Origin of the sequence: Pseudomyxococcus flavus (genome assembly GCF_050038885.1) — a bacterium.
In the GTDB taxonomy this organism is placed as follows: domain Bacteria; phylum Myxococcota; class Myxococcia; order Myxococcales; family Myxococcaceae; genus Myxococcus; species Myxococcus flavus.
Genome location: NZ_CP143624.1, coordinates 4,837,530 through 4,863,367, shown reverse-complemented (window position 1 = coordinate 4,863,367; position 25,838 = coordinate 4,837,530). Strand labels below are relative to the sequence as shown.

Here is a 25,838-nt window from a genome sequence, read left to right as displayed (position 1 = left end):
TACTGCATTAGTCACTCCTGGCGGGAATGGCCATGGTCGAAACGTGCGGCGTGCCAGAAGGCCGGACTTCGTGTCGAGTGGCCATCGGTGACCAGCCCAGCCGCGACAGCAGCGCGGGCTGACGCCCGGGCTTCCACACGAAGGCATCGAGCACGTAGTGCGTGGCCTGCGGCAGCGCGAGCAGCGGCACCACCAGCGCCAGCACGTCCGGCGGGAGCGTCACGCTGCTCGCCCCGAAGAGCGACGCGTGCTCGCGCCACACGGCCTGGTCCCAGAGGAACTCCTCCGCCAGCGCCAGCGCCACGAGGAACAGCAGGAAGCCCGGCAGCCCCGCGCGCAGCAGGGCCGCGGCCGGGCCATAGCCGCCCTCCGCGAGGCGCCCGCGCGCGTAGCGGAAGAGCAGCGCGAAGTAGGGCACGCCGTGCAGCACGACGTTCATCACCGTGAAGGAGAAGTCGTCCCGCGCGACGACGATGCCGCCGAACCACGTCACCCACGTGGCCACCACCAGCAGCACCTTGCCGGCCTGCAGGCCCTCACCGCGCACCACGCGCGCGACCTGGAAGGCCGCCCACGCGACGAGCACCGCCGCATGGAGCCCCAGGCCCACGGTCCCCACCCAGGCTGGCAGCCCCGAGATGAAGTCGCCTTGCACGAACCACCAGAAGCCGCGGGGCAGGTTCGCATGCCACCACACGACGGGCCCCAGCGTGGCGGCGTAGATGGCCGCGGCATCCAGGCGCCGCTCCCACGTGGAGACGCGCGCCTTGCGGTCATACAGCGCCACCCAGCCGTACTGCTGGCGCACGAAGTGGCTGAGCGCCACGTAGGCGAACAGCGTCCAGAACGCCCCCGGCGACACCTGGTACGCGAGGACGCCCGCGGCATACGCCGCCAGCGGCGCGCCCAGGTAGAGCCCGGGCCGGGCGCGCAGCTCCTCGGGGTCCAGGTAGGTACGGAACAGCGTGGACCAGACGTGGGCCACGTCCACGCAGACGACGAAGAGCAGCCACGCCCACAGCGGGGTGTCCCCCGTCACGCCCAGCCAGGGCGCCGCGAGCATGAACGCCACGGACACGAGCGCGCTGCCGGTGAAGACGGACAGGTCCACGCCCGGACTGAACAGCCAGCCCTGGGAGGACGCGAGGAGTCGAGCCATCGGAGCGCGCAGCCTACCAGAGTCCTCCGCTCGGGGAGACCGCGCCGCCCGGGCACCGGCGCCGCGTGGATGCGGTATGAACCGTCCCATGCCAAGCGCCGCGCCGACAGAGGCCCGCACGCCCCGTGACACGGTGGGCTCCGGTCCCAACGCGGACCTCCCGCTCCCGCCGCCGCGCTTCCGCCGCAGGCTGCTGACGGTGATGCTGCTCGCGGGCTGGGTGCCGCTGGTGCTGCTCGGCGCGCTGGCGCAGGGCGCGCTGGAGCGCGTGCTGTCGGTGTCCATCGCGCCCGTGGAGGACGTGCTCGACGAAGTGTCGGCGGAGCTGGCGCGGCGCGAGCTGCCCCAGGACTCCCTCAACGAGGCGCGGCTCAACCTCGCGCAGGCGGAGCTGGCGCGGCGGGCGCTGGTGCGCCGCGTGCCCGCCTTCATCACCGGGTTGGTGCTCGTCTCCGGCGCCGCGCTGACGGTGGCCGCGGTGCTGCTCGGCCGGGCCCTCACCCGCCCCGTGAGCACCCTCACCGAGGGCATGTGGGCCTATGCCCGCGGGGACCTCTCCGTGCGCCTCGCCGCCCCCGAGCCGCCGCGCGACGAGCTCCAGTTCCTCCTGGGCCAGTTCAACAAGATGGGCCAGGAGCTGCTCTCCCAGCGCGAGCGCCTCAAGTCCGCCGAGCAGATTGCCGCCTGGCAGGACGTGGCCCGTGCGCTCGCCCACGAGCTGAAGAATCCGCTCACCGCAATGAAGCTGTCGCTCGCGCGTCTGACCCGGACGGACACGCCCACGCCGCACGACGCCACCCGCGTCACCGAGGCCGTGGCGCTCCTCCAGGAGGAGGTGGACCTGCTGATGCGGATGACCCAGAGCTTCTCCACCTTCGCGCGCCTGCCCGCGCCGCGCTTCCAGGACGTGCCCCTGCGCCCGCTGCTGGCCGAGGTGTGCGCCCTGTACGCGAGCACCTCGCCCGTCCCCGTGGCGCTGCTGCCGGGCGCCGAGGCCACGCTGCGCGCGGACCCGGACGGCCTGCGGCGCCTCTTCGGCAACCTCGTGAAGAACGCCGCCGAGGCCTCCTCCGCGAACGCCCTGCCCGTCCACGTCGCGCTGGAGCCCCTGGGCGCCAGCGGCGTGCGCGTCACCGTGAGGGACGGCGGCAGCGGCGTCCCGCACGTCCTCGAGGGGCCCGCCCTCACGCGCGGCCTCTTCAGCACCAAGCCCGGCGGCAGCGGCCTGGGGCTGCCCATCTCCCAGAAAATCGTCCACGAGCACGGCGGCAGCCTGCGCCTGGAACCCGCGCCAGGTGGCGGTACGCTCGCGCGCGTGGACCTGCCCCGCACCCCACCTGCGTCCGCATGAAGCCCGGCCCCCGCATCCTCGTCGTCGATGACGACCCCGGCGTCCTCAAGGCCCTGCGCGGCCTGTTGAGCGACGAGGGGTTCACCACCATCGAGGCCCGCTCCACGGCCGAGGCCACCCGGCTGCTCGAGGCGCCCGAGGGGCCGCCCGCGATGATGCTGCTGGACCTGCGCATGCCGGGCGAGACGGGCCTGGAGCTGCTCGCGCGACTGCCGCGCCCGCTCCCCGTGCCGGTGGTGGTGCTGTCCGGCGAGGCCTCTCCCGCGGAGGCCGTGCAGGCCCTTCGGCTGGGCGCGACGGACTTCGTGGAGAAGCCGCCCTCCCCCGAGCGGCTCCTCACCGCGCTGCGGAACGCGCTGGCGCTGGGGGCGCTCCAGGAAGAGCGCGAGCGCCTGCTGGACGCGCTGGCCCGCCCCGGCCACCTCGTGGGTGACAGTCCCAGCATGGTGTCGCTGCGGCAGCTCATCGCCCGGGTGGGGCCCAGCGACGCGGCCATCCTCATCACCGGAGAGACGGGCACCGGCAAGGAGCGCGTCGCGCGGGCGCTGCACCTGGCGTCGGGCCGCAAGGGCCGGCTGGTGGCCGTCAACTGCGCGGCCATCCCCGCCACCCTGCTGGAGAGCGAGCTGTTCGGGCACGAGAAGGGCGCCTTCTCCGGCGCGCTGTCCCGGCGCGCGGGCCGCATCGAGCAGGCCCATGGCGGCACGCTGTTCCTCGACGAGCTGGGCGACATGCCGCTGGAGCTCCAGGCCAAGCTGCTGCGCGTGCTGGAGACGAAAGAGGTGGAGCGGCTGGGTGGCAGCATGCCGGTGCACGTGGACGCGCGCGTCCTCGCGGCCACGCACCAGGACCTCGCCCGCGCGGTGAAGGAAGGCCGCTTCCGGCAGGACCTCTACTTCCGCCTCAACGTGATGCCGCTCCAGATTCCGCCCCTGCGCGAGCGACCGGAGGACCTGCTCCCCCTCGCCCGGGCCTTCGCGGCGGAGCTCGCCGGGCCCCAGGTCCCCGTGGTGCTCGCCCCCGGCGCGGAGGCCGCCCTGCGTGCCTATGCGTGGCCCGGCAACGTGCGCGAGCTGCGCAACCTCATCGAGCGGGTGAACCTGCTCCGGGGCGACGGGCCCCTGACGCTCGGACCGGAGCTGGTCGCAGGCCCTCAGGCCGCCATGGCCAGCCGCCCCGCCCTGGGTGACAAGAGCTACCGCGAGCATGTGGAGGACTTCGAGCGCGAGCTGATCCGCGCCGCGCTCCAGCAGGGCGAGAGCATCGCCGGCGCCGCGCGCCTGCTCCAGGTCGATCGGGGCAACCTCTACCGGCGCATCAAGGCGCTCGGGCTCCCCATCCCCTGAGCGTTGCCCTCCGGACAATGTGGGGGCCCAAGCAACCCCGGAAAGCTCCCGGCGATAATGGACTCCAGGCCCCCTTCCCCCAGGGCCGCCCCCACCGGGAGTGTTGTCTCCATGTCGAACCGCATCGGCCGCTCCACCTTCGTGCCCACCCCGCCCGCGCCCGCGGCCACCCCCTCGGAGCGGGAGCGCGCCGGACGCGCGTCGGCCCAGGGCGCGCCCGCCACCCGGGCCCAGGTCGACCAGTTCGAAGCGCGTGGCGGCGCGAAGCAGGGGGCCCGCGCGACGCTGCTGACCGGCGCGAGCGCCCAGCCGGCCCGCGTGGACCTGCCGGCCTCGAAGGCCGCCACGCTCCAGCCCGAGCTCCATTCCGCCTCCGGCTACGCCGCGCACTTCGGCACTCCCCAGCGCAGCGCGACGGCCTTCGTGGAGGGCCAGGGCACCGTGGCCCTTCCCACCGGCAGCGGCCGAGGCCCCTCGTTCCACGCCGAGGCCAGCAAGCCGATGACGGTGACCCTCGACCCGTCGCGCGTCTCCAAGTCCGCGGAGAAGGTGGAGCTGGTGTGGCGCATGGTGCCGGGCGGCGAGGAGGCCACCGTGCCCCTCACGGACGGCACGCGGGACGCGAGCACCGGCCGGCTGAACACGACGCCCGCGACGTTCCAGCTCCCCTCGGACGCCTTCGGCCTGGTGCGCATGTCCATCCGCACCACGGATGCGAGCGGCCGCGTCAGCAACCAGTGGGACCCCAGCTACGACGCGGCCGTGGCCCCGCCGGAGGCCGCCACCGTCGTCTTCTCGGACGACTGGAAGACGGAGGTCGAGGGCTCGATTCGCGCCGGGGACACGCTGAAGCTTGCCTACGACAAGGACCGGCTCGCGGAGCTCATCGGGAAGTCCCCCTCCGGTGTGGCAGCCTTCGTGTCCTTCAACGGCGAGCCCCCCATCGAGGTGCCGCTCACCGTGACGCCGGACGAGGCAGGCAAGCCCGGGGTGATGTTCATGCCCTCGCTCAGGGTGCCCCTGGAGGCGACGGAGGTGTCGCTCTGGTTCAAGGGCCAGGGGGAAGGCGCCACGGGCTGGGACTCGTCCTTCGGGCAGAACTTCCGCTTCGACGTGGCCCCCGCGCGCGACGACGCGGACCCGTCCTGGAAGGCGGAGATGCTCCGCAGCAAGAGCTTCCCCAACCTCACCGAGGACAAGTTCGTGGGCATCGGCCCGTCGACGCAGCGCTACAACTGCATCGCCTGGACGCTGGGCGTCCGCGATGAGTGGGTGTGGCCGGGGACGAAGGTCGAGGACTTCGACAAGCTGTACGCGGACCAGGGCTTCAAGCCCCTGGACGAGGTGGACCTCAGCCACGACCCGAATCTCGAGAAGGTCGTCATCTACGGCCTGAAGCGGAAGACGGGCTCGGGCGAAATCGAGGTGACGCACGGCGCGCTGATGGACGAACAGGGCCGCTTCACGAGCAAGATTGGCACCCAGCCCCTCATCCGCCACAACAGCGCTGACGACCTCAGCGGCCCTTCGTATGGTGAGCCGGTGCGCGTCTACGTGCGTCCCCGCCAGTCCCCGGTGAATGCCTCATGAGCGACGTCGGTGCCCGCTTCGACAGCCTCGCGAAGGCCTGGGAGGCCCACTGCGCCGAGCACCGCGAGGCGTCCAACCCCCTCGTCTTCGTGAACCACCCCAGCTTCGAGGCGCTCGTCGCGCTGGGGCGTCCGGCGGTGCCGCTCATCGTCGAGCGCTACCGCGAGGGCAGCCTCTTCTGGGGGGCCGCCCTGCGGCGCATCACCGGCGTCACCACCTTCGGCGATGGTGTCGTGGGGAACCTCGACGCCACCCGGCGCGGGTGGCTGTCCTGGTGGGCGGAGCACGAGGCCGAGTTCACTGGCCGCGACTCCTGAGGTCCACCGAGGGACGCAGCGCGAGGGCGCGTGCAATCGCCGCGGGCGATGTCAGTATCACATCACGGTTTCACATCCGGATGTGTCCCTGACATCGACGCGGCTGCCCGGTCCTCGTCCTTTCGAGCATTTGCCCAGCGCCTCCTGCTGGAACGGCACGTGCTCTCCCCTCGTGCATGAACCGCATCGCGCTCCTTCTTTGCTTCCTCTCCGTCGCGGCGCTCGCGCAGTCCACGCCCACGACGGAACCGTCCCCCGCGCCCGGCAGCGAGACCCCATCGGCGACGCCTCCCACCTCCGCCGAGCCGCAACCACCGACGTCCCCCGGAACGACCGACCCCGCCCCCGCGCTCTCGCACCCGGAAGCGAAGCGTGAGGCCGCTGCGCCAGAGCGCCCTGAGCCAGCCCCGTCCGCCGTGGCGCACGACCGCGCACGCGATTCGGACGACACGCGGGAGTCGTGTCCCGATGACTTCGAGGACGAGGAAGACGACTTCGGCGACGCCCGCGTCCTGGCTCCGCTCCAGCTCACCGTGGATGGGCGTCCGCTCACGCCCGCTCGCATCGAGCTGCACGGGCTCCACTGGCTGACGGAGAAGCAGGTGCGGGCCTTCATCGGCGCGCCCCGCGCGGACTCGGAGGCCCTGCTGAGCGGACGCGAAGCCCACCAATTCCTCCGCCGCCTCGCGCGCTCGGGCCTGTTCGCGCGCGTGGAGCCTCGCGTGCGGGTGTCCGAGCCACCGCAGCCCGCGGTGCTGGAAATCCACCTGGAGGAGAACCCCGTCATCACCACCGTGGAGGTGGAGGGCCTCCAGGACATCGAGCCGAGCGAGATTCTCGAAACGCTGCTCCGCCTCCCCCACCCCTTCTCCACGGAGGACGAGGACGACGACGCGTTCACCGCCACGCTGCGCGTCGACGCCCAGCGCGGCACGCTGTCCATCGTCCGTCCCTGCCCGCCGCCCTACCCGCCCCGAGACTGGGTGGCGCGACTGGAGCGGGACACGCTGCGGCCCGGCATCCTCCTGGGCGGCGTGGCGCAGGGGCTGGAGCGCGCGCTGAAGGACCTGCGCGATGACGGCTACCTGCTCGCGAGCCTGTCCGCCGTCTGGACACCGGATGGCCGGCTCGTGGTGACGGTGGACGAGGGTCGGCTCGAGGCCGTGGAGGTGCGGGGCGTGGACGCGGACATCGCCGCGCGCGTGCAGGAGGCGCTCGACCTCAAGCCCGGCACCGTGTTCCTCCGCAGCGACGCGAAGCGCGCCATGGAGCGGCTGGAGTCGCGGCTTCCCTTCCTGGAGCCCGCGGGCGTGGATGACACCGAGAGCACGCGGGCCCGGCGCGCTCGCATCATCGAAGCCCGCGAGCCGAATGGCAGCCGGACCTACCAGACGCAGGAGGAGCCCCGCTCCCGGCGGCGCCATCACGAGAAGGTGGAGTTCGAGCTGAGCTGGCGGAAGTTCGCCGAATGGTGGGACGGCCGCCACGACGCGGAGGGCATCACCCTCGAAGGGAAGCGGCTGGTGGTGCACATGCGCCCGCATCGACCGGACTTCGACGTGGACTTCCTGCCCCTCCACACGCAGGTGACGGGCTTCTCGCCGGGGCTGTCGGGCCGGCTCCGCTTCTGGGACCCGAAGGACCGTGTGCACGGCACGCTGGACGCGGCCCTCACCATCCCCCTGCGCTGGGGCGGGCAGCGCCTGCCGGATGACCCGGAAGGCACGCGGCGGCAACGGCGGATCAACATGCTGGGCGGAGCCAAGCTGCAGGTGCCCGTGGTGGGGCTCGCGGAGCTGGGCGCGCAGGCCTACGACTTCACCGACACGCTGGACCGGTGGCGGCTGGGCGACATCGACTCGTCCCTCTACTCGGCGCTCATCAACCGGCCGGACCGCGACTACTTCCGCCGCAAGGGCATCACCGCCTTCGCCACCTGGCGGTGGGCGGAGGACTGGCTGGCGGGCGTCGAGTACCGCAACGACCGCTACGAGACGTTGCGCAGCTTCGCGCCTCCCTTCTCCCTGTTCCGGCGCGACTCGGCCCCCTTCCCCAATGCGCCCGTCACCGAGGGCCGCTTCGAGTCCGTGGTGCTGCGCCTGGAGTACGCCAGCGGCGCGCCCTCGTCCGCGCAGGTGGGCTCGCTCTTCCGCACGCCGGAGACGTCGCTCTTCGACCGGGACGATGACTGGGAGCACCGCGCGTCGCTCCGGGGCCTGCTCACGTTGGAGGTCGGCAACGGCCCGGGAAGCGCGGGTGGAGACCAGCGCTTCTGGAAGCTGGTGAGCGACCTCGCGCTGGACGTACCCACCGGCTGGGACTCGGGCGTGTCGCTGCGCATGCGCACCGCGGGCGGCAACGACCTGCCCGAGCAGAAGCGCGAAGCCCTGGGCGGGTGGACGGCGCTGCGCGGCTACGGCTTCAAGGAGTACCGCGGCGACGTGTCCGTGCTCGCCTCCGCGGAGTATCGATGGGAAGCCTTCGGCCTCTTCGCCGACGTGGGCACGGTGCGCGCGGACACCGTCTGGACGGACGCCCGGGTCGGCCTGGGCGCCAGCCTCCACCTGGGCGACACCGTGCGGCTGGACGTCGCGTGGCGCACCGATGAGCGCGCGACAGCGTCTCCCGAGGCGCGGCTGCTCTTCCAGCGTCCCTTCTGAGCCTCATGGAACGGTCGCTCACACGCGCGAGACAGAGACTCGGCACGGCGCTCATCGCCGTGGCGGGCCTGCTCGCGCCCGCCGTCCGTGCCGAGGAGCCTCGCGTCACCTGCACCGCCACGCTGTCCGGGCGGCGCGTCATGGTCCGGCCCGAGGCCTTCCATGTCATCTCCCCCGACCTGGACCGGCTGGTGCGGCTGGGCATGGCGGGGAAGCTGGAGGTGGAGCTGACGCTCTGGCGGCGCAACACCGTCTGGTTCGACGCGCGGGTGGATGCCACCCGCCTGACGCAGGTGCTCGCCTTCGCGAAGGGAGAATACCTGCTGGATGGGCGGCCCCTGCCGGGAGGGGCCTCCGCCCTGACGCTGGAGCGCGTGGCGTTGACACTGGAGGACCGGCCCGAGCCGGACGCGCGATTCGAGGTGCGCATCAGCGTCCGGCTGCAGGTGGTGACGGCGGCAAGCCTCGGCCGCGTCGCCGCCTGGCTCACGCAAGGCAAGCAAGCACCGGGAGATGACGGCCCCAGCCTCACGGGCACCGTGCTGCGCTCGGTGGCCGAGGACCTCTCACGCGGCGCCTCGGGGCGCTGTGCCGTCACCCGTCCTCCCTGAGCAGGGCGGCGGCTTCCGCTCAGTGGACCTTTCTCGAGTGCCCGGCCCCACGCCGAGGGCACGGAGTTCCTTCATGCGCCGTTTGCTGTTCGTGCTGATTTCCGTGAGCGCCGGGTGTGCCCCATGGGCCCCTGCCCCACCCGCGCATGCGGTCCACGTCTTCGCGCCCGCCGGCATCGAGTCCGCGGGCAGCCATGTCCCGGTGCTCTACGTGGATGAGGAGCGGGCGCTGTACTTCCCGGACGGCGTCGGCGGCGGAGGCGTCCGGCATCCCGTGGTGCCGAGCCCGAGCGAGCTGGTGGCCCTGGGGCGCAGAGGCGACATCGTCATCGTCTCCCTGCGCCCGTCATCGGCGCCCACGCCTACTGCCGGGCCATGAGCGTGCCCGCCTCCGTCTCCGCGTCATGGAGGTGCTCGCCGGACACGTCCACCACCACCTCGACGAGCTGTCCTCCCCGGAACGCGAAGGGCGCCTGGTACTGGTGGCTCACGGGAGAGTTCTCGTCCCGGCCGCAGGTGAGCCCCTCGCCCAGGCTGATGAGCAGCGGCATCGTCTCCGGGATGTCGCTCTGCGCCACCAGGTCGCCGTTGATGAAGAGACGTCCCAGCCCCGGCGTGCCCTTGCCCGCGGACACGTCGGGCGCGCCCGTGGGCTGGAACTCGAAGCGCAGCTCCGCGTGCCCCTTCGGGACGTCCACGGCGGACTCCAGGTGGAACTCCTTCTCTCCCACGAAGTTGTAGACGTAGTGCAGCTTCCCGTCCTTGATGAAGAACGAGTATCCGCCCGTCGTCCCGCCATGGCAGAGCAGCACGCCCTCCACGCCATCGCGCACCTCCACCTGCGCGGTGATGGCGTGGGCGCGGTTGAGGACGTGGACCGCCACGTTCTCCGGCGCGGGAGAGGTATTGGGTCGGTAGACGTAGCGCTGCCGCTCACGGGTCAGCTGCGGACGCTCGACGGTGAAGAGCGCCAGCGACGGCGTTATCAGCGGCAGCACGTTGTACCGTCCCGCCTCGACGTACCAGCGGGCGATGAGCTCGATGAGCTTGTCGCGCTCCTGGGCGGCCACGTCCCGCGTCTCCGTCCAGTCCTCCGCCACGTGGTACAGCTCCCAGCCGTGGGCATCCAGCTCACGCAGCCGCGCCTCCGTGAAGCGCGCCGCGCCGAAGGGCTCCTTCGCCTCCGTGAAGGAGGGCCCGGGGAACGGGCACACCGCGCGCCAGCCGTCATGGTAGATGGCGCGGTGGCAGAACATCTCGAAGTACTGCGTGTGGTGCCGGCTCTCCGCGTCCGCGTCCTGGAAGGTGTGCTTGAAGCTGACGCCTTCGATGGGTGACTGCGTGACGCCGCGAATCTCCGCAGGCGGCTCGAGGCCCAGGCAGTCCAGCACCGTGGGGACCATGTCGATGGCGTGGCAGTACTGCGAGCGAATCTCCCCGCGAGCCTGGATGCCACGGGGCCAGTGGACGATGAAGGGGTCCGACGTCCCGCCCCGGTAGGTCTCGCGCTTCCACCGCTTGAACGGGGTGTTGCCTGCCCAGGCCCAGCCCCAGGGGTAGTGGTTGAAGTAGCGAGGGCTGCCCAGGTCCTCCATCGCCGCCAGGTTCTGCTCCAGCGACTCCGGCGTGTTGTTGAAGAACTTCAGCTCGTTGACGGAGCCGTGCAGCCCACCCTCCGCGCTGGCACCGTTGTCGGAGATGACCATGACGAGCGTGTTCTCCAGCTCGCCGCACGCCTCCAGGAACCGGAGGAGCCGGCCGATGTGGTGGTCCGTGTGCTCCAGGAAGCCCGCGAACACCTCCATCATCCGCGCATAGAGGCGCTGCTCCTCGGGCGACAGGCTGTCCCATGCCTGCACGTCCGGGTCATGCCGGGAGAGCTGCGTGCCCGGCGGCAGGATTCCCAGCTCGAGCTGACGCCGGAAGACCTTCTCGCGGTAGGCGTCCCAGCCGTCGTCGAACTGGCCCTGGTACCTGTCCGCCCATTCCTTGGGGACGTGGTGGGGCGCGTGCATCGCGCCCGTGCAGAAGTAGAGGAAGAAGGGCTTGTCGGGCGCCACCTGCTTCGCATCGGCGACGAAGCCGATGGCCCGGTCCACCAGGTCCTCCGTCAGGTGGTATCCCTCCTCGGGAGTCTTCGGCGGGCGGACCTGGTGATTGTCGTGGACGAGGTCCGGGTAGTACTGGTGCGTGTCGCCGCCGAGGAAGCCGTAGTACCGCTCGAAGCCGCGCCCCAGCGGCCAGCGCGAGTAGGGCCCGGCGGCGCTCGTCTGCTCGGCGGGCGTGAGGTGCCACTTGCCGACGCAGTAGGTGTTGTAGCCGTGGCCGGCGAGCATCTCCGACAGGAAGCCGTTCTCGAAGGGGATGGTGCCGTTGCGGCCCGGGTAACCCACGGAGATTTCCGTGATGCCGGCCATGCCATTGGAGTGGTGGTTGCGGCCGGTGAGGATGCACGAGCGCGTGGGAGAGCACAGCGCGGTGGTGTGCATGTTGTTGTAGCGCAGCCCTCCTTCAGCCAGCCGGTCCAGATTCGGCGTGCGGATGGGCGAGCCGTAACACCCGAGCTGCCCGAAGCCCGTGTCATCCAGGACGATGAAGAGGACGTTGGGCGCCCCCGGCTTCGCGCGCAGCGGGGCGGGCCACGCGGGCGTGGACTCCTCATCCGTCCGTCCGATGATGCCGGGGAACGCGGTCCCAGGCGGGTATTCCTTGAGCGACATCGCGCGGCCTCCACGAGGACGCCCGGGAATGAACGTGCCCCGTGTCCTCCTGGAGGGAGATGCGCATGCGTGCCGACCCTGCCCCCTGTCCTCCAGGCGGGCACGAGCAGTCAGGGCACCGCGTGCCCGGCTACAGCCAGCTCGCCTCGCGCCGGCCCAGCTCCGCCAGCACACGCTCCGCGGCGCGCACACCGAACCAGTTGGCCTCCTCGAACAGGCCCATGCCGCCCAGGTCCGAGTGCGCGAAGTGGAGCGTGCGCCCCAGGCTCTCCGCCGCGGCCTTGCGCGCCTCGCCCCACATGAAGCCCGGCGTCGGCCGCACCATGGCGTGGCCCCAGCGCTGCACCTCCAGGCGCTGCGCCTGCGCCGCGATGCCCGGGTGCGCGGGCAGCATGTCCGCCATGACCAGGGCTTCCCAGTCCGCGTAGCTGGCGGACAGCGCCTTCTCGCGCTCGGCCTTCACGTCCGCGCCGTCCATGGGCAGGTACCACGTGAGCACCGTGGGCCCCTGCTCGTCCTGACGCAGCAGCTGATGCGTGGCCACCACGTAGCCCAGGCTGCGGCTCTCGTAGAAGACGTTGTCCCAGGCCAGCGGGAAGCCGCGTGAGCGCGGCGGCGAGGACAGCGTCAGGTTCGCCACCACCCAAGGCCCGTAGCTGAAGGCCCCCAGCCACGCGGGCCGCTCGCGCCGCCACGGCGCCACCACGTGCGCCGCCACGAAGCGCGGGCACGCCAGCACCACCTGCCGCGCCAGGAAGGCCCTGGGGCGGCCCGTGCCCGCCTCCACCGCGTCCACGCGGCAGCCGCCCTCCACGGGCTCCACCGTGTGCACCAGCACGTTGCGCTCCAACGCCCCGGACGGCAGCGCGGACGCCAGCTGCCGCACCAGCCGGCCGTTGCCCTCGGGCCAGCTCAGGTAGCCCTCGCTGCGCTCGCCCTGGCCGTCCTGCCGGGCGGAGAAGTACCAGATGCCCGCCCACGCGGAGATGTGCTCGGCGGTGGCGCCGAAGTCGTCCCGGCACGCGTAGTCCACCACCCACCTCAGGCGCGCCGAGCGGAAGCCCTCACGCTCCAGCCACGCCGCCATGCTCAGCGCGTCCAGCGCCGTCCACTCCGCGTCGTCACTGGACAGGCCGGACGGCACCGCGAAGGCCCTGCGCCCCTTCGCGTCTCGCGCCGCCGCGAAGCCATTCATCCGCGCCTCGAAGCGCCGCAGCTCCGCCAGGTCCTCCGCGCTGGCGCCCGCGTGCAGGTACAGCCCTTCGTACCAGTGCCCCCGGTAGAAGAAGCGCTCCTCCGGCTCGTGGATGAGCAGCGCCTCCTCGTAGTGCGGGCGGCCCGCGTCGTCCACGCCGGACACCGCGCCCATCTCCCGCAGCAGCCGGACCACCGGCCCCCGGTCCTCCAGCGGCGCCGGCAGGTAGTGCGCGCCCCAGGGATACGCGGACACGGCGTTGCGGCCCGAGCGCGACGTGCCTCCCGGCTCCGCCTCCAGCTCCAGCACCCGCACGCCGCGGACGCCCGCGCCCGCCAGCCGCCAGGCCGCGGACAGGCCCGCCACGCCCGCGCCCACCACCAGCACCTCCACGGGCTCGACGACGTCCGCCCGTGGCAGCGGCCCGCCGCGAAGCTGGTGCCCCACCTCCACGGCCTTGTCCACCACCGCGCCCGGCACGCGCCCGCGCGGCTGGGACGTCCGGCACGCGCTGGCCGCCACCGCGGAACCCAGGAACGCGGCGACCAGCTCCCGCCGCGTCAGTTCCACCGCTGCCACTCCGCCTCGTAGTAGTGCACCAGCACCTGGTTGTTCAGCCGGTTCACCTCCGCGGGCAGGGGTCCCATGTCCGGTGGGAACTGGGTGAGCGACTCCATGGTCGCGTCATCCAGGAAGAGCAGCCCCTCGGGCAGCGGCCGGTGCCGGCCCGGCGCCTCGTGCGCCACCAGCACGTAGCCCCACTCGCCGAACGACGGCACCAGCGCGTGGTACGGCTCCGTCCAGAACCCCGAGGCCTTCAGCGTCGTTTCCACGCACCAGAAGGAGCGCCGCGCGAACAGCGGGCTGGTGCTCTGCACCACCGCCACGCCGTCCGGGGCGATGCGCTTCTTCAGCAGCTTGTAGAAGCCCGTGGTGTACAGCTTCCCCAGCGCGAAGTTGTTCGGGTCCGGGAAGTCCACCACCACCACGTCATATTGCGCGGTGCCCTCGGTGAGGAACTGCATGGCGTCCGTGTTCACCACCCGCATCCGCGGGTCCGTGAGCGCGTGGCGGTTCAGCTTCACCAGCTCGTCGAAGCGCGACGCCAGCGCCGTCATGGCCGGGTCCAGGTCCACCAGGGTGACGGAGCGCACCTCCGGGTAGCGCAGCACCTCGCGCGCGGCCAGGCCGTCCCCACCGCCCAGGATGAGCACGTTCTCCACCTTGCCCGCGCGCACCATGGCCGGGTGCACCAGGGACTCGTGGTAGCGGTACTCGTCCAGGCTGGCGAACTGGAGGTTGCCGTTGAGGAACAGCGAGAAGCCCCGCTTGCCCCGCGTGAGGATGATGCGCTGGTACGGCGAGCTGGAGGCGTGCACCACCTCGTCCGCGTAGAGCTGGTCCTCGTAGAAGGTGGTGAGCCGGTCGCCCAGGACGAAGCCCACCAGCAGCAGCACCGTCAGCCCCACCGCCTTGACGCGCAGCCGCAGCGGGTTGCCGAGCAGCGGCGCCAGCAGCCAGGTGCTCCACAGCGCCACCGCCGCGTTCAGCACGCCGAACAGCAGCGAGGTGCGCACCAGCCCCAGCTTGGGCACCAGCAGCAGCGGGAAGGCGAGGCTGGCCGCGAGCGCGCCCACGTAGTCCAGCGACAGCACCTGGCTGACCAGGTCCTTGAACTTGAGCTGGTCCTTCAGGATGCGCAGCAGGAGGGGAATCTCCATGCCCACCAGCGCGCCAATGGCAATCACGCTGCCGTACAGCGCCACCCGGAACAGGTCCGTCAGCGTGTAGGTGAGGAACAGCATGGGCGCGCAGATGCCGCCCAGCAGCGCCACCGCCAGCTCCACCTCCACGAAGCGCTGCGCCACCCCGCGCTCGACATAGCGCGACAGGTAGCTGCCGATGCCCATGGCGAACAGGTAGCCGCCGATGACGGTGGAGAACTGGGTGATGGAGTCCCCGAGCAGGTAGCTCGCGAGCGCCCCGACGACGAGCTCGTAGATGAGCCCGCACGTCGCGATGACGATGACGGTGATGTACAGCAGCGTCTTGTTCAAGGCGTCACTTCACTTCGCGGGACGGGCCACTCATCCGCTGATGGCCGCGGCCACGATGATGGCCAGGCCGATGATGAACGAGCCGATGACGATGCCCACCGCCGTGTTCTGGTCCGCCTCCAGCTCCTTGTGGACGTCGAACGGCATGATGAGGCGGATGACGTAGAAGCCCGCCACGAACACCGCCAGTCCGATGAGCGAGTAGATGATGCTCGCCAGCACACCCTGAACGCTGACCACCACGCCAAGTAACAACATCACTTCCCTCCCATGTAGCCGCCAGTCCACAGCAGGACGCCGCCCGGCCCACGCCGGACGTTGCCCGGTACCTTGTCCCGCTCTTCCTTCGTGAAGGGAGACCAGCCCGACATCGTCAGGGCCGCGTACATGAGCAGCACCAGTCCTCCAAACCACTTCATGACGCGCCTCCGTCACGCATGTCGACCGTCTCCTAGACGTTGCTCTCCGCCCAGCGCCGCGTCTCGAAGCTGTGCGAGCGATACACCGATACCAGCGGGCCCAGCGCCAGCAGCACCAGGGCGAAGCAGAACCAGCTCGCGTTGGGCGTGTCGTGCGTGAGCTTCACGTTGAAGGTGTGCGCCACCGGCCGCGGCGACTTGGGGGTGAACGAGGCCGTCGTGCGCAGCACGTACGTCCCCGCAGGTAGCGCGGACAGGTACGCGCTGCTGGAGGTGTTGCCCTCGGTCCAGTACTCCCCATCCGACGTCCCGCGGTAGTAGCTCAGCTCCTCGTAGAAGCTCACCACCTCGTTGGTGTCCTGGTTCACCAGGTCGCCCTGGACGCCCAGCCAGTCGTTGTCGAGCGCCGCGCTGATCTCCACCTTCATGTTGCCGCGCTTGCTCAGCTCGAAGGGCTCGCTGAAGTTCATCGCGGTGGGCGTCCCCGAGTTGGCCGTCGCGGGCACCACCACCGCCTGCTCCAGCACCGTCGTGTTCGCGGCGGTCGCGGAGAACACGCTCGCGAGCACGAAGAGCGCCAGCATCCAGATGCCCATCCACTTGAGGGCGGAGCGCAGCCCACCGTGGTGCGGGTTGGGCTGGCTGGGCGCCACGCCCGAGCTCGGCGGCATGGGCTCCTTCAGCCGGAAGGCGTCCTTCACCACCTCTGGCGCCAGGTACTCGCCGTGGGTGTACGACACCTCATCGTCGGTGGCGTCCACGTTCACCGAGTACGGCGCCGCGACGTACTCCGTCGCCCGGGCCCACTCCCCCGCCTTCACCGTCCAGTAGAACTCGCCCTGCACCGTCTCCGTGACGGCGGTGACGCTCTGGAAGCACTTGTAGCGGCGGCCGTCGTAGAAGGCGGACACCTCCGGCACCAGGGAGACCTCGCCCGCGGGCAGCGGCTTGAGGAACACCCAGTGGCCGTTGGAGTTCATCAGCCAGGTGAAGCCGCGCCCCCGGTTGTACAGGAGGTACTCCTCCCAGGGGTAGCGCACGCCCTCCACGGTGCACGAGCGAATCAGGAAGCCGATGCAGATCCACTCCGCGCCATCCAGCTTGCCCTTCGCCCCCAGCGGGATGAGCGGCGCGTGGTCCGGCTTCTCCAGCAGGCGCAGGAAGGACAGCTTGCCCTGGCGCACGTTCAGCAGCGCGCCGCAGTAGGGGCACGCCACGCGCAGCGTCTTGTCCGGCGCGCGCAGCTCCAGCGGGCCGTTGCACTGCGTGCAGCGCGCCTGCTGGAGCTCCACCTTGCGCACGCGGGGGCGGAGCTGTCCAGCGGGGATGCCCAGCTGGTCCAGCTTCAGCGCCTCGCCGATGAAGACCTCGGGGGTGTGCCCGCGCGTGCCGAAGTCCAGCGTGAGGAAGGCGCCCTTCGGGCCCGTGGCGTCGACGTAGTACGCGTCCTGCGTGGGGTCCACGTCGCTGGGGAGCTGGCCCGCGGCGGCCACCACGCGTCCATGGCCGCGCTCCTCGATAATCCAGGCGCGGTCGCGCAGGTGGAGCCGCTCACCCGGGTGGAGGTCTCCCATCGCCACGCCTTCCTCGTCCCCCTCCGCGAACATGAGGTGGAAGGCGCCCTCGGACTCGCTCAGCCAGGCGGTGCGGCCATCCGAGAACTCCACGTACCACTCGTCCCACGGCCCCTCGCCGTGGTCCTTCTGCAGGTGACCGACGATGGTGTACGCCACCTTGCGGTAGCGCCCCTCCGCGCCCAGCTGGAGTGGTGAGTCGGTGGGGACGATGCTGCCAATCTTCCCGTGGGACTCGAAGTCCAGGCCCTTGCGCGCCACCACCGTCTGGCAGTGGCCGCACACCACCACCTGGGCCGAGCCGGCGGTGAACTCCACCATCGCACCGCACGATGGACACTTCCCCTGCGTCACGCCATCACCCCCCGCTTCAGCTCACGCACCTCGCACGACGTCGCCCCCAGGTGACGCGCCAGCAGCGCCTCGAAGTCCGGGCGCGAGCGCGGACGGCAGCAGTACACGTTGAGCGCGGCGAAGCCGTGCTCCGGGAACGTGTGGATGGCCAGGTGGCTCTCGGCCAGCAGCGTCAGGCCGGTGATGCCGCCGGGCTCCGGGAACACGTGCCACTGCGGCTGGCCCACGACCTTCAGGTCCAGCACGACGATGAGCTCCTCGAAGAGCGCCGCCAGCGCCGCCGCGTCCTTGAGGCTGCCGGGTGCGCAGCCGCTGGCGTCAACCAGCCATTCCTGTCCGGTGGTCAGCTTCGGAATCCTCCCGTCCGATGACTTCTTATCACGGGCTCAACCTCAGGCACGGTTCCAAGTCGCACCCGCGAATAACGCGCGTCGCGTTGGTATCCCGCTTTCGCTTCCCGCTACGCTGCCTTAAGAGATGACGCCGTTTCAGATGGAGCCTCCACCTCCGCAGCCCACGCCGCCGGCTCCCGGCGCCATATCGCGGCTCGCTCGCACACTGAGCGGCCTGCCTCCCGCCGAGCGCTGGTGGGGCCCCGGTTGCGCCGGCATGGCCGGCTGGTTGAAGCGCGCGGCGGTGCCGCTTCCGCAAGAGGACGTCACGCCGCGCTTCCGCGCGCTGCTCGCGAAGGTGCGCGAGGGCGAGCCCGTGCTGCCGGATGAAGCGAAGCGCCACCAGTACCTGCTGGTGCGCGGCATGCTGGGAGACGAGCTGCCCGGCTACCTGCTGGACAACGTGCAGCGCCTGGAGCGCCGGGGCCTGGACGTGCGCGAGGCGGCGGTGGACACCGAGGGCCTGCTCGCGGACAACGTGGCGGTGCTGCGCGAAGCCCTGCTCGACGCGGAGCACTTCGGCCGCACGGTGGTGCTGGTGGGCCACAGCAAGGGCGGCGTGGAGTGCACGGCCACGCTGGCGCGCTACCCGGAGCTGCGCCGCGTGGTGCGGGCGGTGGTGACGCTGCAGGCGCCGTATGGCGGCTCTTCCATCGCGCACGACCTGGCCACCACGCCGGAGCTCCGGCGGCTCATCGACTTCGCCTTCCCGCTGCTGTTCCACGGCGTGTCCCGCTCCGTGGAGGAGCTGTCCTACTTCCAGCGGCAGGACTTCATCCGCAAGCACCCCTACCCCGCCGGCATCCCCACCGTATCGCTGGCCACGTCGCGGCTCTCGCGCCTCTCCACGCTGTATCCGCTCCAGCGCTACCTGCACGAGCGCTACGGCTACCAGGCGGATGGCATGGTGACGGCGGTGGACGCGGAGGTGCCCGGCGCGCGCCTGGTGCGGCTGGATGACATGGACCACGCGGAGGCCGCGTTGCGCGGCCTTCCGGGACTGGCGCGCTACCACCCCGGTGACGTCACCGAGGTGATGGTCGCGCTCGCGCTGGAGACGCGCTGACCCTCACGCCGCGGCCGGCGTCAGCGTCACCTTCTTCATCACGTGGTCGACGACGGAGGTGCGCAGCGCCATCTCATACAGCCGGCGGGCCAGCGCGGCGTCCTCCTTCACCGCGCGCCCCAGCTCCTCCCGGGACGTGCCGGTGAAGCCCGCGAGGTCCTCCAGCATGGCCTCCGTGGCCGCGCGGTCCGGCTGGATGCCATCCCGCTCGGCGATGGCGCGCAGGGCCAGCGCCAGCGTCAGCCGGTACACGGCGTCCGCGCGGGTGAGCGGATCATTCAGCCAGCCCTCCAGCGCCTCCTGCAGCTCGTCCGGCTGGAAGTCCTTGTGCTGGAGGATGGGCCTTTCGGCCTCCGCCCAGCGGCGGCGCACCTCCTCGTCCACCAGGGCCGAGGGCAGCTCCACCGGCGTGCGCTCCACCAGCAGGTCCATGACGCGCTCCCGGGTGAGCCGCTCCGCCTCCTCGGCGCGCTCCTGGGCCAGCGCGTCCCCCAGCTTGCGCATGACGTCGGTGATGGAGCCCAGGCCCAGGCGCGACAGCAGCTCCGGCGAGTCGTCCTCCAGGAGCTTCAGCTCGCGCGCCGCCTTCACCTCGATGAGGAAGCGCGCCTGCTGGCCTCGCAGCGCCTCCACGGGGTAGGTGTCCGGCAGCGTCAGCTCGATGCCGAAGGACTGGCCCACCTTCGCGCCCGCCAGGGCCTCGAAGAAGCCGGGCAGCACCGGGTCCTCCGACACGCGCACCCACCAGTTCTCCCGGGCGGAGAAGGGCATCAGCCGGTTGTTGGCGAAGCCCAGCACGTCCAGCAGGACCTCGTCCTCCAGCGCCACGGCCTCACCCGGCTGGCGCTCACGGGCATCGGCATGCTGGCGGCGGAGCGCGTCGAAGCGCTCCACGAGGTCCTGCTCCGTCAGCGGAGCGGGGGGCACCCGGGCCACCGACAGCCCCTCCAGCGAAGGGGCCTCCACCGAGGGAAGCTGCGTGGGCTCCGTGGGGTCGAGCTGCAACGCCGCCGGCATTCGCTTCATCACGCCGAGCGCATGAAGCTCGGCCAGTGAACGCGCGTTCTTGCGACCGCCCTGCGAATCATCGTGGGTCGTCATGGTCTCTCGCTCCGTTCCCCCTCGGATAGCACAACGCTCCGGGAGGACCGAAGCCCCCCGGAGCGTTGGGACTGACGACGCGGCGCTTCCTAGAAGAAGGAGCCGACGAAGCTGGACACCGTGGAGACCACCGCGCCCGCCTGGCTCACCACCGGGATGTTGGTGGCGGCGGCGATGGAGCCCAGCGCCGTGATGCCGGAGGTGATCTTCTTGCCCGCGGAGGCCTCGGGGTCGCGGATGGTGCTGATGGCGGCGGCCGTGTCCGCCGCGGCGATGGCCACGTTGAGGCCCGGCGCGAAGCGGCCAGCGGCGCGAGCCACCGCCGTCCCACCGTTGCGCAGCGCACCGCGGGCGGCGTTGCCCGCGAGGCGAGCGGCGCGCTCGGCGCCCTCCTCGGCGACCTCGGCGGCGGCGCGGCGCACCACCTGACGCGAGCCACCGGCCAGGGCGGCGTCGGTCGCGGTGCTGACGACGCGGTTGGCGCCCGCGCCCGTCCGCAGCGCCTCGGGGGCGGCGTTGGTGAAGGCCGTGCGGGCGGCGTTGGTGGCCGCGCGGAAGTTGCTGACGTTGCCCGCCAGCTCCAGGCCACCCTTCACCACGTTCAGGCCGGTGGAGGCGAAGCTCGCCACCGAGCCCGCGGCCTTGTTGATGGTCTCACCGTTGGGGTTGCGGAACGCGTCGCGCACGTCGCGAGCCGCGAGGTAGCCCGCCCCGGGCAGCTGCGCCGCGCTGGCGGCCAGACCCACGGCGCCTGCGCCGCGCGAGGCGCGCGTGTTGGCGCCCTCCACGGTGGAGCCGGAGCCAAACGAGACGGGGCCGATGCGGGAGAAGGGGCCGAAGCGGCGCGGGCCGTTGGTGTCATTCACCTGGGTGGCCGCCACGCCGTCGGAGATGGACTTCACCCCGTTGGACACCTGGCTGGCGACATTGTGCGCGGCCTCGAACCGGTCCTTCTCCTTCTCCTTCTTCACCTCGGGAGCCGGGGGAGGAGGAGGAGGCGGCGGCGCCGGGCGCGCGTTCACCTGCGGGGGGACAACGGGAGGCCGGGGCTCGTTACGGCGAATGGGAGGCGCCATGGGGTGTGCTCCAGGATATCTGGGATGGCTGCGTGAGGCTCTATCCCGATCATCGGCAATGCGTGCGAATTGTTGCGTCCAGACTCGCAGAACGTGCCGACCTTCACTCCCAGTAGCCGACAGTCTCTCAGGCCAATCGACGTAAGCCCCTGGAATCCATCAGAAATGAGCTAATGTCCGCGCGCCATGTGGACCCGAATCCTGACGACTGTCCTCCTCAGCCTTTCTCTCACTGCCTGCAAGGACTCCGACAAGAAGGAGTCCACGGGCGGTACCCCGCCCTCCGCGACGACCCCGGCGAAGCCCGTCGCGCCTTCCACCCCCCAGGCCCCGCAGGCCGCGGCGCCTCCGGCGGAGGCGGCTTCGGGTGAGTGGACCCAGAAGGTCCAGGCCGGGCAGGACGTCTACGCCACGCTTGAGACGAACCAGGGCGCCATCGTCGTGCGCCTCTTCTCCAAGGATGCCCCGAAGACGGTGGCCAACTTCGTGGGCCTGGCCACGGGCGAGAAGGCCTGGACGGACCCGAAGACGGGCCAGCGCGTGGAAGGTAAGCCTCTGTACGACGGCGTCATCTTCCACCGGGTGATTCCGGGCTTCATGATTCAGGGTGGCGACCCGACGGGTACCGGCCGTGGCGACCCGGGCTACCGCTTCGAGGACGAGTTCCAGAGCGGCCGGACGTTCGACAAGCCGGGCCTGCTGGCCATGGCCAACGCCGGCCCTGGCACCAACGGCAGCCAGTTCTTCATCACCACCTCCACGCCGAACTACCTCAACAACCGTCACACCATCTTCGGTGAGGTGGTGTCGGGCTACGACGTGGTGGAGAAGATCTCCAACGTGAAGCGCGACGCGCGCGACAAGCCGCTGGAGCCGGTGGTCATCCAGAAGATTGCGATGAGCGACCAGGCCCCCGCGGGCAGCGGGAAGTAATGATGGCCCCTGCCCTGCGCCACGTCGCCACGCGGCTGGGAGAGCTGGACTGCCACGTCATCGACGCGCTCCCCGAGGGCGCGTCGCCGGAGCTGGCCGTCGTCCTCTCCCACGGGCTGGGCGCGCCCGCCACCGACCTGGTGCCCCTGGGGCCGGAGCTGATGGCGCTCCAACCGGTGCTGGCGGAGCGCGTGCGCTTCGTCTTCCCCGGCGCGCCGCTGGCATGGGCGTATGGCGGACGCGCCTGGTTCCCCCTGCCCGATGCGGTGATGCGGGGGGAGCAGCGCGACTGGGAGCAGTTCGCGCGCGACGTGCCGCCGGGCATGCCCGCCGCGCGCCGGGCGCTGATGAGCGTGGTGGACGCGCTCTGCACCGCCACGAAGCTGCCCTACGGGCGCGTGGTGCTGGGGGGCTTCAGCCAGGGCGGCATGGTGTCGACGGACGTGGCGCTGCGCCTGGACGAGCCTCCCGCCGGCCTGTGCATCCTCTCCGGCACGCTGACATCGGAGCCGGAGTGGCGCCCCCGGGCCCAGAGCCGGAAGGGCCTGCCCGTCTTCCAGGGGCACGGGCGGTACGACCCGCTGCTGCCCCTGTCCAACGCGGAGCGGCTGCGCGACATGTTCGTGTCGTCGGGGCTCACCGTGGACTTCCACGCCTACGACATGCCGCACGCCATCGTCCCCGAGGAACTGGAGGCCCTGGCCACGTTCCTCGCCGCGCGGCTGGGAGGCCGCTGAGCCATGTTCCACGCGAAGGAGCTCACGGTGTCCAACCGGGGCCGCGGCTTCACCGACATCACCGCGGACGTCCAGCGCGCGGTGGCGGAGAGCGGTGCCCGGCAGGGGCTGTGCACCGTGTTCCTCCACCACACCAGCGCGTCCCTGCTGCTGTGTGAGAACGCGGACCCGGACGTGCGGCGGGACCTGGAGTCCTTCTTCTCGCGGCTGGTGCAGGACGGGGACCCGCTCTTCGTCCACGACGCGGAGGGCCCGGACGACATGCCCGCGCACGTGCGCACGGTGCTCACGCAGAACTCGCTGAACATTCCCGTGAAGGACGGCCGGGCGGACCTGGGGACGTGGCAGGGCATCTACGTCTGGGAGCACCGGACGTCGCCGCACCGGCGCCGCGTCACCGTGTCCGTGGTGGGCTGAGCGCCGCGCCTGCGGCGACCGCCACCTTCCGAGCCTTTCCCGTCGGCCGGGCCTGGCCGCGGATGCGCACCCACGAGCCCGGGGTGTCCGCCGTCGCGTGGACCATGGACCAACCGGTGGGCACCTCTGGCGCGGCCCAGGCGTAGAGGGTGCGCGCGTCCCTGGGCGACAGGTTGACGCAGCCATGGCTCATGGGCTCGCCGAAGCGGTCGTGCCAGTAGGCCGTGTGCAGGGCGTAGTCGTCCTGGAAGAACATGGTCCAGGGCACGGTGGCCACGCGGTAGCTGTCGTTGCCCGTCGTGCCTCGGCCCGTCATGTCGGCCTCGGCGAACTTGACCCAGATTCGGAACAGCCCCCGCGGTGTGTCCGTGCCTTGCTTCCCCGAGGAGATGAGCGTCGCGTACACCGGCCGCTCGCCCTCGTAGGCCACCAGCACCTGCGCATCCAGGTCCACGTCGAGCCAGCGCGCTCCCGGCTCCACCTCTGGCGGCGCGTGCGTGAACCAGGCCACGTGCAGGTCGTCGCGGGCCACCCAGTGGTCCTCCGCGATGCTCACCCAGTGGCCGTCCTCGGACAGCGCCTTCACCGCCACCACGGTGCGCGGCGGCAGCACCGTCTCCCGCGCGGCCTTCGCGTCCGGGGCCACCTTCACCTCCACGGGAGCGGTGGGCCGGATGCGGGACTGCGCCCAGGCGAACGTCGGCGGCAGCTCCGCGATGGCCTCCGCATCCACCCCCACGAATGACGAGGGGCGGTACTCGCGCAGCACCCGTGCCTCCAGGTACTGCCCGTCCGTCGTGCGCCAGTACGTCTTCCGGCGGACGCGGACCTGTCCGCGAAGCTGGACCGTCACCGAGCCCTTCAGCAGCACGCCTTTGCGCCGGGCGCGGGCCAGCGCGAGGCTCGGGTAGGCGCGGACGCGCTTGCCCACCACGCGCGCATAGACGCCGGGGGTCAGCTCGCCCTCGCGCAGCTTCGGGAGCTCGCGCACCCGAGGCTCGCGGAAGTTGGGTTCCAGGTAGCGCTCGCAGACCCAGCCGCGCGGCTCTATCTGCACCCAGGCCTCGCAGTCCGGACCGCGTATCGCGGTGTCCCCTTGCCAGCGGACCCGCATGTCCTGGGCCACCGTGCCCAACGACGGAGCGTCCTGGCGCGGCTCCTGGCGCACGACGATGGACCGCCGGACCCGCAGCGAGCCCGCATCCGGCGCGAAGGGAATGGCATGGGGCGCCACGTCCGTTCCGGCGTCCGTGCCCTGCTGCTCGGGTTCGTCATCGAGCACCAGGCCCGTGTCCTCGAGCGGCGCTCCATCTGGCCCCAGCACCCAGCCGGTGTCCTCGAGCGGCTCGCCGTCCGGGCCGAGCACCAGCTCCTTGCCGGGGTGCAGGGCATCCGGGATGACGGTGAGCTGCTCAGGGGGTGGCGATGCGGCCTCGTCGCTGGAGGGCGCGTCTTCGTCCTCGGGCGCCGCGGGCTCGTCCAGCGCGGGGTCGATGGACAGCGCGAGCGCCTCGCCATGTGTCACCGCGGCAGGGCCGCGCGGGGTGCTGCTGTTTCCGGACGGAGAGGTCGAGGCGAGTGGCCCCTGTGCAGCATCCACCGAGGCCGCCGCGCCCCCGTCAGCGCCCGTGCGCTGCCAGGCGGCGAACAGCGTCTCCGAGGTGGTGTTCACAACACCGTCGGCACCACGAGCGGCCGGCTCTGTGACGACGCTGACGCCTCCGTCGGACGCTCCCGCTCGCGACACGGTCGCCAAGCGTCCATCGGCATCATCCCCGGTCGTGCCTGGCACTGAAGCGGCATCCCCCATGGACAGCTCCGACGCACGCGGCAGTCCGCGCTCGGCCGCATGCGCAGTCCTTCCTGGCATCGACGCCTCATCATGCTCAGACGGCTCCGACTTCGGCGCGGTGGGCAGGCCGCGCTCGGCCGCGCCCGGCCTTGCCTCCATGGTGCGCTCGGTGATGGGCGCTCCGGCGCGTGTGTCTGGCGCATGAGCCGTGTCGCCGCGTCCGTTCGCCATGGGGACTACGGGCACGGGCGCTCGCGCCACGGAACCATCGGGCGAGGAGTCCTCCGGGCCGGGAGGAGGCGTGCAGGCGATTCCAGGCAGAAGCAGGGCGAGCGGAAGCCAACGTCGCATGGACCTGACACGCTACGGAGGAGCGCGCGCACACTCAACGTCGTCCACAGTGCGCTCGCCTGGGTGCGGCTCCGTGTGGGTGGGCAATTCGTGCCATCGCAGCGGCCCTTGTCACATGCAACGGAATGCGACGGCCCGGGGCCCCGCACACACCCTCCAATGCCGAGACCGGGGTGGGGCCGCGCCGCCTGCGGCGGAGCGGGGTGCAGCGCCCGGGCGGGCACGCGGGCACGAACCGAGGTGCAGCACTCATGCGGGCACGTGCTGGGACGCAGCGCAGCGCCCCGGCGGGCTCGCGGGGAGGTACCGGGGCGCAACTCGCAGGCAGGTACCGGGGCGCAGCACCCAGGCGGACTCGCGGGCAGCTACCGGGGCACAACGCCCAGGCGGGCACGTACCGGATTGCGGCACTCACGCGGGCACGTGCTGGGATGCAGCGCAGCGCCCAGGCGGGCGCGCTGGCAGGTACCGAGGCGCAGCGCCCAGGCAGACTCGCGAGCAGGTGCCGGGGCGCAACGCCCAAGCGGACTCGCGAGCAGGTGCCGGGGCGCAACGCCCAAGCGGACTCGCGGGCAGGTACCGAGGCGCGGTGCCCAGGCGGACTCGTGAGCAGGTGCCGA

Annotated in this window: 22 protein-coding genes; 11 read left to right on the top strand and 11 right to left on the bottom strand. The window is 71.6% G+C overall.

Going from position 1 to position 25,838, the window contains the following annotated elements; translation table 11 throughout:
* Positions 1-7 precede the first annotated feature (7 nt).
* Positions 8-1,159: a hypothetical protein gene (locus VZL07_RS20370; protein ID WP_426749211.1), complete on the bottom strand. Its 1,152-nt coding sequence runs from the start codon at positions 1,157-1,159 to the stop codon at positions 8-10.
* 76 nt (positions 1,160-1,235) lie between these two features.
* Between VZL07_RS20370 and VZL07_RS20365 the strand changes: the two genes are divergently transcribed.
* The 7 genes from VZL07_RS20365 (at position 1,236) to VZL07_RS20335 (ending at position 9,413) form a co-directional block, all read left to right on the top strand.
* Positions 1,236-2,510 carry a sensor histidine kinase gene (locus VZL07_RS20365; protein WP_426749210.1) on the top strand — a complete coding sequence of 425 codons (1,275 nt, stop codon included), beginning with the start codon at positions 1,236-1,238 and terminating at the stop codon, positions 2,508-2,510.
* Positions 2,507-3,856 carry a sigma-54-dependent transcriptional regulator gene (locus VZL07_RS20360; protein WP_426749209.1) on the top strand — a complete coding sequence of 450 codons (1,350 nt, stop codon included), beginning with the start codon at positions 2,507-2,509 and terminating at the stop codon, positions 3,854-3,856. Before VZL07_RS20365 ends, VZL07_RS20360 begins: the two co-directional genes overlap by 4 nt.
* Positions 3,857-3,967: 111 nt before the next feature.
* Complete coding sequence (locus VZL07_RS20355; protein ID WP_426749208.1) at positions 3,968-5,446, top strand: DUF6209 family protein; 1,479 nt, start codon at positions 3,968-3,970, stop codon at positions 5,444-5,446.
* Positions 5,443-5,763 (top strand): hypothetical protein, encoded by a 321-nt coding sequence (locus tag VZL07_RS20350; protein ID WP_426749207.1) that lies wholly within the window; start codon positions 5,443-5,445, stop codon positions 5,761-5,763. Before VZL07_RS20355 ends, VZL07_RS20350 begins: the two co-directional genes overlap by 4 nt.
* A 176-nt stretch (positions 5,764-5,939) precedes the next feature.
* A complete protein-coding gene (locus tag VZL07_RS20345) occupies positions 5,940-8,423 on the top strand; it encodes a hypothetical protein (RefSeq protein WP_426749206.1) in 2,484 nt (827 codons plus the stop codon).
* 5 nt (positions 8,424-8,428) lie between these two features.
* Complete coding sequence (locus VZL07_RS20340) at positions 8,429-9,034, top strand: hypothetical protein (protein ID WP_426749205.1); 606 nt, start codon at positions 8,429-8,431, stop codon at positions 9,032-9,034.
* 73 nt (positions 9,035-9,107) lie between these two features.
* Positions 9,108-9,413 (top strand): hypothetical protein, encoded by a 306-nt coding sequence (locus VZL07_RS20335; protein WP_426749204.1) that lies wholly within the window; start codon positions 9,108-9,110, stop codon positions 9,411-9,413.
* Here the strand turns inward: VZL07_RS20335 and VZL07_RS20330 are convergent.
* The 7 genes from VZL07_RS20330 to speD form a co-directional block, all read right to left on the bottom strand.
* Complete coding sequence (locus VZL07_RS20330) at positions 9,397-11,754, bottom strand: arylsulfatase (protein ID WP_426749203.1); 2,358 nt, start codon at positions 11,752-11,754, stop codon at positions 9,397-9,399. The two genes, VZL07_RS20335 and VZL07_RS20330, sit on opposite strands and share 17 nt — an antisense overlap.
* Positions 11,755-11,884: 130 nt before the next feature.
* Positions 11,885-13,519: an FAD-dependent oxidoreductase gene (locus VZL07_RS20325; protein ID WP_426757334.1), complete on the bottom strand. Its 1,635-nt coding sequence runs from the start codon at positions 13,517-13,519 to the stop codon at positions 11,885-11,887.
* Positions 13,510-15,006, bottom strand: coding sequence for a polyamine aminopropyltransferase (locus VZL07_RS20320; RefSeq protein ID WP_426749201.1), 1,497 nt, complete (start codon positions 15,004-15,006; stop codon positions 13,510-13,512). Before VZL07_RS20320 ends, VZL07_RS20325 begins: the two co-directional genes overlap by 10 nt.
* A gap of 30 nt (positions 15,007-15,036) precedes the next feature.
* Entirely contained in the window at positions 15,037-15,264 is a 228-nt protein-coding gene (locus VZL07_RS20315; RefSeq protein WP_002635242.1) for a DUF350 domain-containing protein, read from the bottom strand.
* Positions 15,264-15,425: a hypothetical protein gene (locus VZL07_RS20310; protein ID WP_426749200.1), complete on the bottom strand. Its 162-nt coding sequence runs from the start codon at positions 15,423-15,425 to the stop codon at positions 15,264-15,266. The genes VZL07_RS20315 and VZL07_RS20310 overlap by 1 nt, the downstream gene beginning before the upstream one ends.
* 32 nt (positions 15,426-15,457) lie before the next feature.
* A complete protein-coding gene (locus VZL07_RS20305) occupies positions 15,458-17,353 on the bottom strand; it encodes a DUF4178 domain-containing protein (protein ID WP_426749199.1) in 1,896 nt (631 codons plus the stop codon).
* Complete coding sequence (gene speD, locus VZL07_RS20300) at positions 17,350-17,679, bottom strand: adenosylmethionine decarboxylase (RefSeq protein ID WP_426757333.1); 330 nt, start codon at positions 17,677-17,679, stop codon at positions 17,350-17,352. Before speD ends, VZL07_RS20305 begins: the two co-directional genes overlap by 4 nt.
* A gap of 283 nt (positions 17,680-17,962) precedes the next feature.
* Here speD and VZL07_RS20295 point away from each other — a divergent pair, with 283 nt between their 5' ends.
* Positions 17,963-18,811, top strand: coding sequence for a lipase (locus tag VZL07_RS20295; RefSeq protein ID WP_426749197.1), 849 nt, complete (start codon positions 17,963-17,965; stop codon positions 18,809-18,811).
* 3 nt (positions 18,812-18,814) lie between these two features.
* On the opposite strand, the gene VZL07_RS20290 is transcribed toward VZL07_RS20295, so the two are convergent.
* Together VZL07_RS20290 and VZL07_RS20285 are read right to left on the bottom strand one after the other, a co-directional pair.
* Positions 18,815-19,912 (bottom strand): peptidylprolyl isomerase, encoded by a 1,098-nt coding sequence (locus VZL07_RS20290; RefSeq protein ID WP_426749196.1) that lies wholly within the window; start codon positions 19,910-19,912, stop codon positions 18,815-18,817.
* Between the two features lie 89 nt (positions 19,913-20,001).
* Entirely contained in the window at positions 20,002-20,988 is a 987-nt protein-coding gene (locus VZL07_RS20285) for a hypothetical protein (protein WP_426749195.1), read from the bottom strand.
* Between the two features lie 186 nt (positions 20,989-21,174).
* On the opposite strand from VZL07_RS20285, the gene VZL07_RS20280 reads away from it, so the two are divergent.
* The 3 genes from VZL07_RS20280 to VZL07_RS20270 are packed head-to-tail and all read left to right on the top strand — an operon-like array spanning position 21,175 to position 23,075.
* Positions 21,175-21,921 carry a peptidylprolyl isomerase gene (locus VZL07_RS20280; protein WP_426749194.1) on the top strand — a complete coding sequence of 249 codons (747 nt, stop codon included), beginning with the start codon at positions 21,175-21,177 and terminating at the stop codon, positions 21,919-21,921.
* A 2-nt stretch (positions 21,922-21,923) separates the two neighbouring features.
* Entirely contained in the window at positions 21,924-22,658 is a 735-nt protein-coding gene (locus VZL07_RS20275) for an alpha/beta hydrolase (protein WP_426757332.1), read from the top strand.
* A 3-nt stretch (positions 22,659-22,661) separates the two neighbouring features.
* Positions 22,662-23,075 (top strand): secondary thiamine-phosphate synthase enzyme YjbQ, encoded by a 414-nt coding sequence (locus VZL07_RS20270; RefSeq protein ID WP_426749193.1) that lies wholly within the window; start codon positions 22,662-22,664, stop codon positions 23,073-23,075.
* Here the strand turns inward: VZL07_RS20270 and VZL07_RS20265 are convergent.
* Positions 23,053-24,747, bottom strand: coding sequence for a L,D-transpeptidase family protein (locus tag VZL07_RS20265; RefSeq protein ID WP_426749192.1), 1,695 nt, complete (start codon positions 24,745-24,747; stop codon positions 23,053-23,055). The two genes, VZL07_RS20270 and VZL07_RS20265, sit on opposite strands and share 23 nt — an antisense overlap.
* Between the last annotated feature and the right edge of the window lie 1,091 nt (positions 24,748-25,838).